The sequence below is a fragment of the Paenibacillus sp. MMO-177 genome (assembly GCF_037147795.1).
In the GTDB taxonomy this organism is placed as follows: domain Bacteria; phylum Bacillota; class Bacilli; order Paenibacillales; family Paenibacillaceae; genus Pristimantibacillus.
Genome location: NZ_JBBCUR010000017.1, coordinates 25,654 through 41,248 on the forward strand (window position 1 = coordinate 25,654; position 15,595 = coordinate 41,248).

Annotated in this window: 10 protein-coding genes; all 10 read right to left on the reverse strand. The window is 49.6% G+C overall.

Annotation, left to right across the window (positions count from 1 at the left end; genetic code table 11):
- Window positions 1-139 precede the first annotated feature (139 nt).
- The 10 genes from WFK81_RS29240 to rpoB all read right to left on the reverse strand — a co-directional run bounded on the left by WFK81_RS29240 (window position 140) and on the right by rpoB (window position 15,469).
- Window positions 140-934 carry an ABC transporter ATP-binding protein gene (locus tag WFK81_RS29240; RefSeq protein WP_336790789.1) on the reverse strand — a complete coding sequence of 265 codons (795 nt, stop codon included), beginning with the start codon at window positions 932-934 and terminating at the stop codon, window positions 140-142.
- Window positions 900-1,796 (reverse strand): ABC transporter permease, encoded by an 897-nt coding sequence (locus WFK81_RS29245; protein ID WP_442956108.1) that lies wholly within the window; start codon window positions 1,794-1,796, stop codon window positions 900-902. The genes WFK81_RS29240 and WFK81_RS29245 overlap by 35 nt, the downstream gene beginning before the upstream one ends.
- Before the next feature lie 121 nt (window positions 1,797-1,917).
- On the reverse strand, window positions 1,918-2,976 hold the full coding sequence (locus WFK81_RS29250) for an ABC transporter substrate-binding protein (protein WP_336790793.1): 1,059 nt from the start codon (window positions 2,974-2,976) through the stop codon (window positions 1,918-1,920).
- Window positions 2,977-3,156: 180 nt separating this feature from the next.
- A complete protein-coding gene (gene tuf / locus WFK81_RS29255) occupies window positions 3,157-4,347 on the reverse strand; it encodes an elongation factor Tu (RefSeq protein ID WP_127497486.1) in 1,191 nt (396 codons plus the stop codon).
- A gap of 115 nt (window positions 4,348-4,462) precedes the next feature.
- Entirely contained in the window at window positions 4,463-6,538 is a 2,076-nt protein-coding gene (gene fusA / locus WFK81_RS29260) for an elongation factor G (protein ID WP_336790794.1), read from the reverse strand.
- A gap of 53 nt (window positions 6,539-6,591) precedes the next feature.
- Window positions 6,592-7,062 carry a 30S ribosomal protein S7 gene (rpsG, locus tag WFK81_RS29265; protein ID WP_132313320.1) on the reverse strand — a complete coding sequence of 157 codons (471 nt, stop codon included), beginning with the start codon at window positions 7,060-7,062 and terminating at the stop codon, window positions 6,592-6,594.
- Between the two features lie 64 nt (window positions 7,063-7,126).
- Window positions 7,127-7,546, reverse strand: a complete 420-nt coding sequence (rpsL, locus tag WFK81_RS29270; RefSeq protein ID WP_132313318.1) for a 30S ribosomal protein S12 — start codon at window positions 7,544-7,546, stop codon at window positions 7,127-7,129.
- A gap of 156 nt (window positions 7,547-7,702) precedes the next feature.
- Complete coding sequence (locus tag WFK81_RS29275; protein ID WP_132313316.1) at window positions 7,703-7,933, reverse strand: ribosomal L7Ae/L30e/S12e/Gadd45 family protein; 231 nt, start codon at window positions 7,931-7,933, stop codon at window positions 7,703-7,705.
- Window positions 7,934-8,183: 250 nt separating this feature from the next.
- A complete protein-coding gene (gene rpoC, locus WFK81_RS29280) occupies window positions 8,184-11,831 on the reverse strand; it encodes a DNA-directed RNA polymerase subunit beta' (protein ID WP_442956106.1) in 3,648 nt (1,215 codons plus the stop codon).
- 74 nt (window positions 11,832-11,905) lie between these two features.
- Window positions 11,906-15,469 (reverse strand): DNA-directed RNA polymerase subunit beta, encoded by a 3,564-nt coding sequence (gene rpoB, locus WFK81_RS29285; RefSeq protein ID WP_336790798.1) that lies wholly within the window; start codon window positions 15,467-15,469, stop codon window positions 11,906-11,908.
- Between the last annotated feature and the right edge of the window lie 126 nt (window positions 15,470-15,595).

The window sequence follows — 15,595 nt, forward strand, 5'->3', positions numbered from 1 at the left end:
ACGAACCGTGTTTTCCACTTCGCCTATAATACACGATAACGCACAAACTCTCAAATCCATTTTTGACCTTAAAAATAGCTTCTATATAATAGAAGAAACGCAACAGCATTTTCGCCATTGCGTTTCCATATTAGAGTGATTAGCCAAGCACGACGCGGTCGTCGGCCATCTTTTTGCCGCTGATCTGTTCGAACTCGCCAAGCAGGCGTTCTACTGTCAGATCTTTCTTCCGGTCCTCGTTGACTTCAAGAATGATTCTGCCTTTATCCATCATAATCAGGCGGTTGCCGAGACGGATGGCCTGTTCCATGTTGTGGGTAACCATCAAGGTTGTCAGGTTCATCTCGCGCACAAGCGTTTCGGTCAGCGTTGTGATGAGCTCCGCACGCGCAGGGTCAAGAGCCGCCGTATGCTCATCGAGCAGAAGAATCTGCGGCTTCGTAAAGGTAGCCATCAGTAGGCTAAGCGCCTGACGTTCACCGCCCGATAATAGGCCAACCTTGGCGCTTAAGCGATTCTCGAGTCCGATACCGAGACGGGATAGCTGTTCCTTAAAAATAGCGCGGCGTCCACGGTTGATGCTCAGCGAGAACCCGCGCTGCTTCCCGCGCGTATAGGCCATCGCCAGATTCTCTTCAATGGACATCCTTGGAGCCGTACCGGCCATCGGGTCCTGGAATACGCGGCCGATCCATTTGCTTCTGCGGAACTCCGGCAGATTGCTAATATTTTTGCCCTCGATCCGGACCTCGCCGGTATCCGGCTTCATCACGCCCGAGATGATATTCATCAATGTCGACTTGCCGGCACCGTTACTTCCGATAACCGTTATAAAGTCTCCCGGCTTCATCGCCAGGTTCGTATTCACAAGGGCTGTCTTTTCATCTAATGTACCCGGGTTAAAAAGCTTTGATACTTTGGATATTTCCAGCATCAGCGTCCGCCCCTTTTTGTTCAATGCTATTCAAAAGAGCTGCTGTGCGTTTTTGCGCCATCCTCTTTTGCTTCCACGATTTCTGCAGAGACGGGAAGACAAGCGCGATAATAACGATAACGGCGGTGATCAGCTTAAGATCGGATGCTTCGAAGAAATCGCTCTGATAAGCGAGACCGATAATAATACGATAGACGATCGAACCAAGCACAACCGCCAGTGTCGCGCGGAATACGGTTTTTGCTCCAAACAGAGCTTCACCGATAATAACCGATGCCAGACCGATAACGATCATTCCGACACCCATCGTGATATCGGCAAATCCACTTTGCTGTGCGACAAAAGAACCCGACAAAGCAACTAGACCGTTTGACAGAGCAATACCAAGAATCTTGGTCGTATCCGTATTTGTACCAAAACTGCGAATCATGCGTTCGTTGTCGCCAGTAGCCCGAAGACTCAAACCAAGATCCGTCTTGAAGAACAAATCAAGAAGAACCTTAATAATAACAACGACTATCGGCATAAGCACTAAAACCTTAACTCCCGAGAAGACAGTCGAGATGTCCGATCCCATAAGTCCGATGTTCGGCTTGCCCATAATCCGCATGTTAACGGAATAGAGCGCGATCATCATCAGAATACCGGATAACAATCCGTTGATTTTGCCTTTCGTGTGCAGCAAGCCCGTAATCGCACCTGCGGCAGCTCCGGCGCCAAATGCCGCAAGGCATGCGAGCCATGGCGAAGTGCCGTTCGTAATCAGAACTGCTGCTACCCCTGCTCCGGTTGTAAAACTTGCATCAACCGTGAGATCGGGAAAATCAAGGATGCGAAATGTAATATAAACGCCTAGAGCCATTAAGGAATAAAGCAAACCTAGCTCAAAAGCACCATTTAACCATACTGGCACCGGGGCACCTCCTCCACATAATAAGAGAACGGGATGAACGCAAGGGAGCGTTTACCCCGTTCTCAACTTTTTATTGAATGATATTATTATCCGGATCTTTAACTCCGGCTTTCATAGCGTCAGTTACGGTAATGCCTTCATCAGCAGCTGCCTTCAGGTTCAAGATCAGGTCGAGCTTGTCCGGCTTCGTCACTTTCATCTCGCCCGGATTTTTACCCTTCAGAATTTCGGCGGCCATTTGACCTACTTGGTAGCCATGGTCATAGTATTTAAAGCCTACAGTAGCAAAAGCGCCTTTCTCAACCGTATCGCGGTCACTCGAGAAGAACGGAATATGGTTTTGCTTCGCCAGCTGCAGAAGCGCATCTACACCCGATACAACCACGTTATCAAGAGTGATATACATAGCGTCTACTTTACCAATGAGAGATTCACCGGCTTGCTTTACTTCGGATGTGTTTGTAACCGGTGCTTCAATCAGTTCGATGTTGTGTTTAGCAAGTGCTTCTTTCGCAGTAGCAGCCATAACTACGGCATTGCTCTCGCCTTTGTTAATGACCAAGCCAACCTTCTTCACGTTAGGGAAGTTAGCAGCGATGAAATCCATCAGCTGTACAGCTGCATCCGGATTGGTATCGGAAGCGCCAGTTACGTTGCCTCCTGGAGCATCCAGATCGGAAACCAGATCTGCGGAAAGCGGATCCGTTACGGCCGCGAACAATACCGGACCTTTATTGCCGGCATTCGTGTAAGCTTGCACAAGCGCCTGTGCCGATGGAGTTGCGATACCAAGAGCAAGATCGGCTTTAGCGCCGGCGATTTTTTGAGCGATCGACAGGTTATTCGTTTGATCGCCTTGCGCGGTATTAAAGTCTACCGTCAAATTATCCCCTTCTACAAAACCTTCATCCTTTAACGCTGCAAGAAAACCTTCCTTCGTTGCGTCGAGAGACGGATGCTCAACGATCTGAGAAATCGAGATCTTGTACGATTTCTTCGCATCCGAAGCGCCTGCGTTTGCGGCGTTGCCGGAGCTGCTGTTCTCGTTGTTGCTTTTACCACTGTTCCCACATGCTGCTGTAATGAGCAAAAGTACTAAAGCAAGCGGTACCAACCATTTCTTTTTCATTTCTAGATTGCCCCTCCCAGTTGGATATTTGTCTGAATACTTCGAATAACGTCGATAGACGCTTATCCATTAATTCTAATGGCATGTAAAGTTATACGTCAATGGTGGGTTTTATCTGGAAGTAAAAAACCCTCTGCCAGCGGCAGAGGGTTCATAAAGCGCGGCTTAGGCCGCACTTTATTATTTTTGGATAGTTGCAACAGCGCCAGCGCCTACAGTACGGCCGCCTTCACGGATGGAGAAACGAGTTCCTTCTTCAACCGCGATTGGAGCGATCAGTTCTACAGTAACTGTGATGTTGTCGCCAGGCATAACCATTTCAGTACCTTCTGGCAGGTTGATGATACCTGTTACGTCAGTTGTACGGAAATAGAATTGTGGACGGTAACCAGTGAAGAAAGGCTTATGACGGCCACCCTCTTCTTTAGTCAGAACGTAGATTTGAGCAGTGAAGTTAGTGTGTGGCTTAACGGAAGCCGGTTTAGCCAATACTTGACCACGCTCGATGTCTTTACGGTCTACACCGCGAAGCAGTGCGCCGATGTTGTCGCCCGCTTGAGCGGAGTCCATCAGTTTACGGAACATTTCTACGCCCGTAACAACGGATTTGCGAGTTTCTTCAGCCAGACCAACGATTTCAACCTCGTCGCCAACTTTAACCACACCACGGTCGATACGGCCAGTAGCAACTGTACCGCGGCCAGTGATTGTGAATACGTCCTCGACAGGCATCAGGAAAGGCTTAGCTGTGTCGCGCTCAGGAGTTGGGATGTAAGTGTCAACTTGTTCGAACAGTTCAACGATTTTGTCAGCCCAAGGACCATCTGGGTTTTGCAGAGCTTCACGAGCTGCACCACGGATGATTGGAGTGTCGTCGCCTGGGAACTCATACTCGTTAAGAAGGTCGCGAACTTCCATCTCAACCAGTTCAAGAAGCTCTTCGTCTTCAACCATGTCGCATTTGTTTAGGAATACAACGATGTAAGGTACGCCTACTTGGCGGGACAGAAGGATGTGCTCGCGAGTTTGCGGCATAGGGCCGTCAGCTGCGGATACAACCAGGATAGCGCCGTCCATTTGAGCAGCACCAGTGATCATGTTTTTAACGTAGTCGGCGTGACCTGGGCAGTCAACGTGAGCGTAGTGACGGTTAGGAGTCTCATACTCAACGTGAGCTGTCGAGATCGTGATACCGCGCTCGCGCTCTTCTGGAGCTTTGTCGATTTGGTCGAAAGCGATTGCCGCGCCACCGTATTTTTTGGAAAGTACAGTAGTGATAGCAGCAGTCAAAGTAGTTTTACCATGGTCGACGTGACCAATAGTACCGATATTTACGTGCGGTTTATTACGTTCAAATTTAGCCTTTGCCATTGAACTTAATCCTCCTTAATATAACTGAAGTTTTATGTGTGGGCCAAACACAAATGCCTTAAGGAATTTGTGCCCGGCCTTGCATACCGAAGGTATGAATTTAAGGGCTTAATAATTAAGCGCCTTTGTTTTTCGCGATAATCTCTTCCGAGATCGAACGTGGTACTTCTTCATAGTGCGAGAGCTCCATGGAGAATACGCCACGGCCTTGCGTACCGGAACGAAGAGTTGTGGAGTAACCGAACATCTCTGCAAGAGGTACCTTAGCACGGATGATTTGTGCGCCTGCACGAGTATCCATACCTTCGATACGACCGCGACGGGAGTTCAGCATACCCATAACGTCGCCCATGTACTCTTCTGGCACTGTAACTTCAACCTTCATGATTGGCTCAAGAAGAACTGGGTTACATTTTTCCTTGGCAGCTTTAAGCGCCATGGAACCAGCGATTTTGAACGCCATCTCCGAGGAGTCAACGTCATGGTACGAACCGTCGAATACAGTTGCTTTAACATCAACGAGCGGGAAGCCAGCGAGTACGCCGTTCTTCATCGACTCTTCGATACCTGCTTGGATAGGAGCGATAAATTCACGAGGAATCGATCCACCAACAACTTTATTCTCGAATACGAAGCCTTGACCTGGCTCTTGCGGAGTGAATTCAACCCAACAATGGCCATATTGACCTTTACCGCCGGACTGACGAACGAATTTACCTTCAACCTTAGCCGCAGTACGGAATGTTTCACGGTAAGCTACTTGAGGTTTACCAACGTTAGTCTCAACTTTGAATTCGCGAAGCATACGGTCAACCAGGATTTCAAGGTGAAGCTCACCCATACCCGAGATGATCGTTTGGTTCGTTTCTTCGTCTGTATGAGCACGGAACGTTGGATCTTCTTCAGCCAGTTTGGAAATTGCGATACCCAGCTTGTCTTGGTCAGCTTTCGTTTTTGGTTCGATAGCTACCGAGATAACCGGCTCAGGGAAGTTCATCGATTCAAGAATGATCGGGTTCTTCTCGTCGCACAGTGTGTCGCCTGTAATGGTATCTTTCAGACCTACTGCGGCAGCGATATCGCCGGAGTAAACTTCCGAAATCTCTTGACGGCTGTTCGCATGCATCTGCAGGATACGTCCGATCCGCTCACGTTTGTTCTTAGTTGCGTTAAGAACGTACGAACCGGATTTCAAGATACCCGAGTATACACGGAAGAACGTCAGTTTACCAACGTAAGGGTCAGTCATGATTTTGAACGCGAGTGCCGCGAACGGCTCTTCGTCAGAAGAATGACGTACCGACTCTTCGCCGTCTTCGAGTGTACCTTTGATAGCCGGTACGTCGAGCGGGGATGGCAGGTAGTCTACTACTGCGTCCAACATCATTTGAACACCTTTGTTGCGGTACGAAGAACCTGCTACAACCGGGAAGATCTTAACTTCACAAACGCCCTTGCGGAGCGCTGCTTTAATTTCCGGAATCGTAATTTCTTCGCCTTCCAGATATTTCATAGTCAATTCTTCGTCCAGTTCAGCTACGCGCTCGATCAGATCGGTGCGAAGCTCTTCGACTTTATCTGCATATTCTGCAGGGATTTCGATAACTTCAGGATCTTTCCCGAGGTCATCTTTGTACTTATATGCTTTGCGTTCAACGATGTCGATAACGCCTACGAAATCACTTTCAGCGCCCATCGGCAATTGAATCGCTACAGCATTTGCTTGCAGACGGTCCCGCATGTCTTTAATAACATTCAGATAGTCTGCACCGATGATGTCCATCTTGTTGATGTAGGCGATCCGTGGAACGCCATAACGGTCTGCTTGACGCCATACCGTTTCAGACTGTGGCTCAACGCCTTCTTTGGCACTGAATACGCCAACGGCCCCATCCAATACGCGCAGGGAACGTTCAACTTCTACTGTGAAGTCAACGTGCCCCGGGGTGTCGATGATATTGATGCGGTTGCCTTTCCATTGAGCAGTAGTCGCGGCAGACGTAATTGTAATACCGCGCTCTTGCTCTTGCTCCATCCAGTCCATCGTTGCAGCACCTTCGTGCACTTCACCGATTTTGTGAGTACGGCCTGTGTAGAACAAGATACGCTCAGTGGTTGTTGTTTTACCAGCATCGATATGCGCCATGATCCCGATGTTACGCGTATTATTCAAGGAGAACTCTCTAGACATGAATTTGTCTCCTCTCGTGTTTTGAGTTAAACTCAAACATTTTGGTTAAAATCCTACCAACGGTAGTGAGCAAACGCTTTGTTCGCTTCTGCCATTTTGTGTGTGTCTTCGCGCTTCTTCACGGATGCGCCAGTGTTGTTCGATGCGTCCATGATTTCTGCAGCCAGACGCTCTTCCATCGTTTTTTCACCGCGGTTGCGCGAGTAGTTCACGAGCCAACGGAGACCAAGCGATGTACGACGCTCTGGTTTAACTTCAACCGGTACTTGGTAGTTGGAACCGCCGACACGGCGAGCTTTAACCTCGAGTACAGGCATGATGTTTTTCAACGCTTCTTCGAACACTTCCATTGGATCTTTACCCGTGCGTTCTTGGATCAGCGTGAAAGCATCATACAACAGCGTTTGAGCAACGCCGCGTTTGCCGTCGATCATGATGCGGTTGATAAGGCGGGTTACCAGTTTGCTATTGTAAACCGGATCCGGCAATACGTCGCGTTTTGTAACAGGACCTTTGCGTGGCATGAGAAAGTCCCCCTTTCTTAGTTAGTCGCAATATCCGAATATTTATCCGAACAAGTTGCTAATATTATTTTTTAACTTTAGGGCGTTTAGTACCGTATTTCGAACGAGCTTGGTTGCGGTTGTTAACACCCGCAGTATCCAATGCGCCGCGAACAATATGGTAACGTACACCCGGAAGGTCTTTTACGCGTCCACCACGGATCAATACAACGCTGTGTTCTTGCAGGTTGTGACCGATACCTGGAATGTACGCCGTTACTTCTACGCGGTTCGTCAAACGTACGCGCGCATATTTACGAAGTGCGGAGTTCGGTTTCTTCGGAGTCATAGTACCTACACGAGTGCACACACCGCGTTTTTGCGGAGCGCTGATGTTCGTTGCTTCACGTTTCAAGGCGTTAAAACCTCTTTGCAAAGCAGGCGATTTCGATTTTACGACTTTAGCTTGGCGGCCTTTGCGGACCAGCTGGTTAATTGTTGGCATGTTGCCACCCCCTTCCCATGATTATGTCTTATTAATGGCAAGACATTTTACCCAATTAATTAAGCCCACAGATCCAGGCGGTTCATAAAAGAACAAATAAAAATTTCTGTCAGTCCATCATCTTTCAATTCTGCACCAACAAAAATAGAGTCTACTTTATTCTTCATCAAGTATGAGCGCTGCCATAGCGGCTCCGACATCAATCCCGCAGGTTTCCCCGAGTTCTTGCATCGTATCTATCCACTTGACCGGAACACTCAACCGCTCGCACAGATGAACGATCTTCTCTCTCATCCGCGGATCTGCATCACGAGCCACATAGACTTCGATAGCTTTACTCTGTTCAAGCATCTTAGTCGTCTGTTTCGCGCCAACCTTAAACTGCATGATATCACCTTTCCTATTGCGGTAGAGCGATCACACAATTAGGCACACTTCGATATAGTATCACCTACATCTAGAAGTGTCAAGCTGTAATACACCCTGTCCAATTGCAAAGTTTTGGTTAACTCATTTTCACGGTTAAAGGTAAGGCCCATTAATTATTATACATGTAAAAGAGCGGGCATCAACAGGGAAGACCAACCATCCCTGCCGAATGCCGCGCTCTCCTCATCTATTACAAAATATGCGGTTCCTATTCGATCGTTACAGCTTCGGATTCCAATTCGCCTTCCGCTGTTGCTTCAGGCTCATCTTCAAGGCCTACCAGCTTGATGCTGCGGTAACGGTTCATACCTGTACCGGCCGGGATCAGCTTACCGATAATAACGTTCTCTTTCAGACCTAGCAATTGGTCGACTTTCCCTTTGATAGCAGCGTCGGTCAGGACGCGGGTCGTTTCTTGGAACGATGCCGCGGACAAGAACGAATCTGTTTCAAGGGACGCCTTCGTAATACCAAGCAATACCGGCTTCGCAACGGCAGGCTCAAGACCTGCAAAGATGGCTTCGCGGTTAGCTGCTTCGTATTCGTGGATGTCAACAAATGCGCCTGGAAGAAGCGTGGTGTCGCCAGCGTCAACGATACGGATTTTGCGAAGCATTTGCTTAACCATAACCTCAACGTGCTTGTCGTTAATTTCTACGCCTTGGTTACGGTATACGCGTTGTACTTCTTGCAAAATGTAGTTTTGAACGCCGCGGATACCTTTAATACGCAGCATATCTTTAGGATCGATCGAACCGTCTGTAAGCTCGTCGCCTGCTTCGATTTGCTGGCCTTCGGTTACACGGATACGCGAGCCGTACGTAATAGCGTAGACTTTCGTTTCTGCTTCGCCTTGGACTTCGATTTCGCGGCGGTCTTTCGCCTCGCGAATTTCTTTAACGACACCGTCGAGCTCCGTAATGATCGCTTGACCTTTCGGATTACGCGCCTCGAAAAGCTCCTGGATACGCGGCAAACCTTGCGTAATATCGTCGCCGGCAACGCCGCCGGTATGGAATGTACGCATTGTCAGCTGTGTTCCCGGTTCTCCGATGGATTGCGCCGCGATAATGCCTACCGCTTCGCCGATCTCAACGTGCTTGCCGGTCGCCAAGTTACGGCCATAGCATACTTTACATACGCCATGACGGGCGCGACAGCTAAGAACAGAGCGGATTTGAAGCTTCTCGATACCTGCATCGATAATCGCATCGGCTTTGCCGGAGTCGATCAGCTCGCTCTTCTTGACAATAACCTCACCCGTTTTCGGATGACGGATTGTTTCGAACGAGTAACGGCCTTCGATACGGTCGTACAGATCCTCGATAACCTCTTTGCCGTCTTGAATTTTGCTAACGGTAAAGCCTTTATCCGTACCGCAATCGTCTTCGCGGACGATAACGTCCTGCGCAACGTCTACGAGACGGCGGGTCAAGTAACCCGAGTCAGCGGTACGAAGCGCCGTATCGGCCAGACCTTTACGGGCACCGTGCGTCGAGATGAAGTACTCGAGGACGGTAAGGCCTTCACGGAAGTTCGATTTGATTGGCAACTCGATGATACGACCGGATGGGTTGGCCATCAGACCGCGCATACCGCCGAGCTGGGCGATCTGCGATTTGTTACCCCGTGCTTTGGAGTCCACCATGAGCATGATGGAATTGTAACGGTCCATCGACTTCATGAGGATATCGGTAATTTGGTCTTTCGATTTGGACCAGATTTCGATAACACGGTCATAGCGTTCCTCGTTCGTGATCAGACCGCGGCGGTACTGATTCATGACGACTGCTACTTTAGCATCCGATTCTTTCAGAATCTCGACTTTTTCCTCCGGAACGACAACGTCCGCTACCGCAACGGTAATACCGGCACGGGTGGAGTACGTAAAGCCAAGCTGCTTGATCCGGTCAAGAATAACCGAAGTCAAGGTTGTATGGTAGATACGGAAGCACTCGCCGATGATATTGCCGAGATACTCTTTGCCGACACCGCCGGCAATTGGCAACTCATTCATGATTTTGTTCAAGTCGCTGCCTTTTTCATAGACAAAATACTTATCCGGCGTACCTTGCAGCAAGTTCGCTTTGGTAGCTTCGTTGATGTAAGGGAAATCTTCCGGGAAGATTTCGTTGAAAATAACTTTACCGACAGTCGTACAAATCAGGGAGTTCTGCTGCTGCTCCGTAAAGATGGTTTTCTTCAGTACTTTAGCAGGCACGAATACACGCGCATGAAGCGATACAATGCCGCGTTGGTATGCGGAGATTGCTTCGTTCACGGTAGCGAACACCGATCCGGAACCTTTTGCTTCTTTGTTATCCATCGTCAAGTAGTACGATCCGAGAACCATATCCTGGGATGGCGTAACAACCGGTTTGCCGTCTTTCGGGTTCAAGATGTTGCCCGATGCGAGCATCAGGAGACGTGCTTCAGCTTGCGCTTCTGCCGACAGCGGTACGTGAACGGCCATTTGGTCACCGTCGAAGTCCGCGTTATAAGCGGTACATACGAGCGGATGAAGCTTGATGGCGCGGCCTTCAACCAGAATCGGTTCAAACGCCTGGATACCGAGACGGTGAAGCGTAGGGGCACGGTTGAGTAGAACCGGATGCTCCTTGATTACTTCTTCAAGAACGTCCCAAACTTCCGGGCTAACGCGTTCAACTTTGCGTTTTGCGCTCTTGATATTGTGAGCCAGGCCTTTGTTCACAAGCTCTTTCATAACGAAAGGCTTGAACAGCTCCAGCGCCATCTCTTTAGGAAGACCGCATTGGAACATTTTCAGGTTTGGTCCTACGACGATAACGGAACGACCAGAATAGTCAACCCGTTTACCGAGCAAGTTCTGGCGGAAACGGCCTTGTTTACCTTTCAGCATGTGGCTGAGGGATTTCAAAGGACGGTTGCCTGGGCCTGTTACCGGACGGCCGCGGCGGCCGTTATCGATGAGGGCGTCAACCGCTTCCTGCAGCATGCGCTTCTCGTTCTGAACGATAATGTCCGGAGCGCCCAGGTCAAGCAAGCGTTTCAGACGGTTGTTACGGTTAATAACACGGCGGTACAGGTCGTTCAGGTCAGACGTTGCGAAACGTCCGCCGTCCAGCTGTACCATCGGACGAAGCTCTGGCGGGATAACCGGAAGCACGTCGAGAATCATCCATTCCGGCTCATTGCCGGAGTTGCGGAAGGCTTCGATAACTTCAAGACGCTTAATCGCACGATTGCGGCGTTGGCCTTGAGCCGTGCGCAATTCTTCTTTAAGTGTCTCCAGTTCTTTTTCTACATCGATGTCCTGCAGCAATTTTTTAACTGCTTCGGCACCCATGCTCGCTTGGAAGCCATAACCATATTTCTCACGGTAGCTGCGGTATTCTTTCTCCGACAGCAGTTGTTTTTTCTCAAGCGGCGTATCACCTGGGTCGGTTACGACATAGGATGCAAAATAAATGATCTCCTCAAGGGAACGAGGCGACATGTCAAGCGCAAGGCCCATACGGCTTGGAATGCCTTTAAAGTACCAGATATGCGATACTGGAGCAGCAAGCTCGATATGGCCCATACGCTCGCGGCGTACTTTCGCGCGTGTAACTTCAACGCCGCAGCGGTCACAGACAACGCCTTTATAACGAACGCGTTTGTATTTACCGCAATGGCATTCCCAGTCTTTTGTAGGCCCGAAGATCTTTTCGCAGAAAAGACCCTCTTTCTCCGGTTTTAACGTCCTATAGTTGATCGTCTCCGGTTTTTTGACTTCTCCGCGGGACCAAGAGCGAATTTTATCAGGCGAGGCAAGCCCGATTTTCATATACTCGAAGTTGTTCACGTCCAACAAGGAGCAACCCTCCTTCGTCATGTATGGCTATGTCGTACAAATTGGCGGCTGCACGCCCTCCGGTTAAGAAGGACGAGCAGCCTTTTATTCAAAGCTTATTCAGCGCCTGCTTCGGCGCCTTCTAAGTTGAGGTTAAGCTTATCGCTTGTTCCGTCATCTTCGTCATCGATTTCTTTCATTTCGATCTCTTCTTCATTCTCGGTGAGGATCTTAACGTCCATACCAAGGGACTGAAGCTCTTTGATCAATACTTTGAACGATTCTGGAACGCCTGGCTCCGGAACGTTCTCGCCCTTCACGATCGATTCGTATGTCTTCACCCGGCCGACCACGTCGTCGGATTTGACCGTAAGAATCTCTTGAAGCGTGTAGGCTGCGCCGTAGGCCTCGAGTGCCCAAACCTCCATCTCACCGAAGCGCTGGCCGCCGAATTGAGCTTTACCGCCCAGTGGCTGCTGCGTAACGAGAGAGTAAGGACCCGTCGAGCGGGCATGGATTTTATCGTCGACCATGTGCGCCAGTTTGATCATGTACATGACGCCAACCGTAACTTCGCGTTCAAACGATTCGCCTGTACGTCCATCGTACAGAATCGTTTTACCGTTACGCTGCATGCCGGCTTCTTCCATCGTATCGAATACGTCATACTCGCGCGCGCCGTCGAATACCGGCGTTGCAGCATGAAGACCAAGACGTTTACAAGCCATACCCAGATGGACTTCGAGCACCTGACCGATGTTCATCCGCGATGGTACGCCCAGTGGGTTCAACACGACTTCAACCGGTGTGCCGTCTGGCAAGAACGGCATATCTTCCTCCGGCATAATGCGGGCGATAACCCCTTTATTACCGTGGCGTCCTGCCATTTTGTCGCCCTCGGAGATTTTACGTTTTTGAGCAATATATACGCGAACCAGCTGATTTACGCCTGGCGGCAGTTCATCGCCGTTCTCGCGGGTAAATACTTTAACGTCTACGACGATACCGTCGGTACCATGCGGTACGCGAAGCGATGTATCGCGCACTTCACGAGCTTTCTCACCAAAGATCGCGTGAAGAAGGCGTTCTTCCGCCGTCAGTTCCGTAACGCCTTTAGGAGTTACTTTACCAACGAGGATATCGCCGGCGCCAATCTCGGCACCAACGCGGATAATGCCGCGTTCGTCGAGGTTTTTCAGCGCTTCTTCGCCGACATTCGGAATGTCGCGCGTAATTTCTTCCGGTCCAAGTTTCGTATCGCGTGCTTCGGATTCGTATTCTTCAATGTGAATGGAAGTGTAAACATCCTCTTTCACAAGCTTCTCGCTAAGAAGAATCGCATCCTCGTAGTTGTAACCTTCCCAAGTCATGAACGCAACGACAACGTTGCGGCCCAGCGCCAATTCGCCTTGCTCCGTGGAAGGACCGTCGGCGAGAATATCGCCTTTCTTGATCACTTCGCCTTTGCGTACAAGCGGACGTTGGTTAATACATGTTCCTTGGTTGGAACGCATAAACTTATGCAGCTTATGTTTCACGAGATCGCCAACCACTTGCTTGCCGTCCAGCATCTCTGTGCGGCGCAGCCAAATTTCATTTGCCGATACTCGTTCAATAACACCGTCATACTTGGATACAATACATACACCGGAGTCTTTCGCCGACTTATGCTCCATACCCGTACCAACGAGTGGCGCTTTAGGAATAAGGAGTGGAACGGCCTGCCGCTGCATGTTGGATCCCATGAGCGCACGGTTGGAGTCGTCATTTTCCAAGAACGGAATGAGCGCTGTCGCAACCGATACAACCTGCTTAGGCGATACGTCCATGTAGTCAACGCGTTCGCTTGGCATGGTCAAGATGTTATCTGCTTGCTTATTGTAACGTACGATGACACTGTCATCGACAAATTTGCCTTCTTCGGTCAACTTCGCGTTCGCTTGCGCGACAACGTAGTTATCTTCTTCGTCAGCCGTCAAATACGAGATTTGCTCGGTAACGATGCCCGTCTTCGGATCTACCCAACGATAAGGCGCTTCGATGAAGCCATACTCGTTAATGCGGGCAAACGTCGACAAGGAGTTGATCAGACCGATGTTCGGACCCTCTGGCGTTTCGATTGGACACATACGCCCGTAGTGGGAGTGATGGACGTCCCGTACTTCGAAGCCTGCGCGCTCACGCGTCAAACCGCCCGGACCGAGAGCAGACAAACGACGTTTGTGCGTCAATTCTGCCAACGGGTTCGTTTGGTCCATGAACTGCGACAGCTGCGAGGAACCGAAGAACTCTTTAATCGATGCGATTACAGGTCGAATGTTAATCAAGGCTTGCGGCGTAATTGCGTTAGCATCTTGAATCGACATTCTTTCGCGAACAACGCGTTCCATCCGGGAAAGACCGATACGGAATTGGTTCTGAAGCAATTCGCCTACCGAACGCAGACGACGGTTACCGAGATGGTCGATATCGTCCGTATTGCCTACTCCGTGAAGGAGGTTAATGAAATAGTTAATGGACGAAATGATGTCCGCCGGCGTAATATGCTTAACGGATTTATCAATAACGCCATTCGAAATGACCTTAATAACCTTCGCATCGTCCAGCGGCGAGAATACGTTGATCGCTTGAAGCGGAATGCTATCTGCGTCAAGTACACCGTTTGCCACATGATACGTTTTGAAACCTACGTTTTTCTCCAGCTTGTCGAGGATCTCGTCAAGCAGGCGGCGGTCAATCACTTGACCTGCTTCCGCAATGATTTCGCCTGTTCCTGGATCAACCAGAGTCTCAGCAAGACGCTGATTAAACAGACGGTTCTTAATGTGAAGCTTTTTGTTTATTTTGTAACGGCCAACGTTAGCCAAATCGTAACGCTTTGGATCGAAGAAACGAGCTACGAGCAAGCTCTTCGCATTATCCAAAGTAGGCGGCTCGCCCGGACGAAGGCGTTCGTAAATCTCGATCAACGCTTTCTCGGTCGAATCTGTGTTGTCTTTATCCAGCGTGTTGCGAATATACTCGTCATGGCCGAGCAATTCTAAGATCTCAGCGTCGGTTCCGAAGCCAAGAGCGCGCAAAAGCACCGTCACCGGTATTTTCCGGGTCCGGTCAATACGAACGTAAATGATGTCCTTAGCATCCGTCTCAAGCTCGAGCCAAGCTCCGCGATTCGGAATTACCGTTGCCGTGTATGTTTTCTTCCCGTTCTTATCAACCTTCGTGCTGAAGTACACACTTGGGGATCGAACCAACTGGCTGACAATAACACGTTCCGCCCCGTTAATAATGAACGTACCGGTCTCTGTCATCAGCGGGAAGTCGCCCATGAACACTTCTTGTTCCTTCACTTCGCCGGTTTCTTTGTTGAAGAGCCGTACCTTAACGCGCAGTGGAGCAGCGTACGTCACATCGCGTTCCTTTGATTCATCGACCGAATATTTCGGTTCGCCCAAGCTATAGTCGATAAACTCAAGCGATAGATTGCCCGTAAAGTCCTGAATCGGCGAAATATCCTGGAACAACTCAAGCAAGTCGTTATCCAAGAATTTTTCGTACGATTTTTGTTGGATTTCAATCAGGTTCGGGACTTCCAGCACCTCGTTGATCCGGGCGTAACTTCTCCGCGTGCGCCGACCATACTGAACAAGTTGTCCTGCCAACTTAACCTCACCCCTCATGTCTGTCTCACAGCATCGATATCTACTGCGTCACTACTTTAAATAAAGAAAAGCCCTTATCGAATAGTTCGAAAAAAGAGCGTGTTCCGGCAGCCAACCAAACGCAGCGCGGCGCGATGGTTCCAT

Coding starts and splice junctions, on each gene's coding strand:
- tuf (WP_127497486.1), bottom strand. CDS start 4,347: ATGGCAAAGGCTAAATTTGAACGTAATAAACCGCACGTAAATATCGGT.
- WFK81_RS29275 (WP_132313316.1), bottom strand. CDS start 7,933: ATGCAGTTTAAGGTTGGCGCGAAACAGACGACTAAGATGCTTGAACAG.
- rpsG (WP_132313320.1), bottom strand. CDS start 7,062: ATGCCACGCAAAGGTCCTGTTACAAAACGCGACGTATTGCCGGATCCG.
- rpsL (WP_132313318.1), bottom strand. CDS start 7,546: ATGCCAACAATTAACCAGCTGGTCCGCAAAGGCCGCCAAGCTAAAGTC.
- WFK81_RS29240 (WP_336790789.1), bottom strand. CDS start 934: ATGCTGGAAATATCCAAAGTATCAAAGCTTTTTAACCCGGGTACATTA.
- rpoB (WP_336790798.1), bottom strand. CDS start 15,469: ATGAGGGGTGAGGTTAAGTTGGCAGGACAACTTGTTCAGTATGGTCGG.
- rpoC (WP_442956106.1), bottom strand. CDS start 11,831: ATGACGAAGGAGGGTTGCTCCTTGTTGGACGTGAACAACTTCGAGTAT.
- WFK81_RS29250 (WP_336790793.1), bottom strand. CDS start 2,976: ATGAAAAAGAAATGGTTGGTACCGCTTGCTTTAGTACTTTTGCTCATT.
- fusA (WP_336790794.1), bottom strand. CDS start 6,538: ATGTCTAGAGAGTTCTCCTTGAATAATACGCGTAACATCGGGATCATG.
- WFK81_RS29245 (WP_442956108.1), bottom strand. CDS start 1,796: ATGGCTCTAGGCGTTTATATTACATTTCGCATCCTTGATTTTCCCGAT.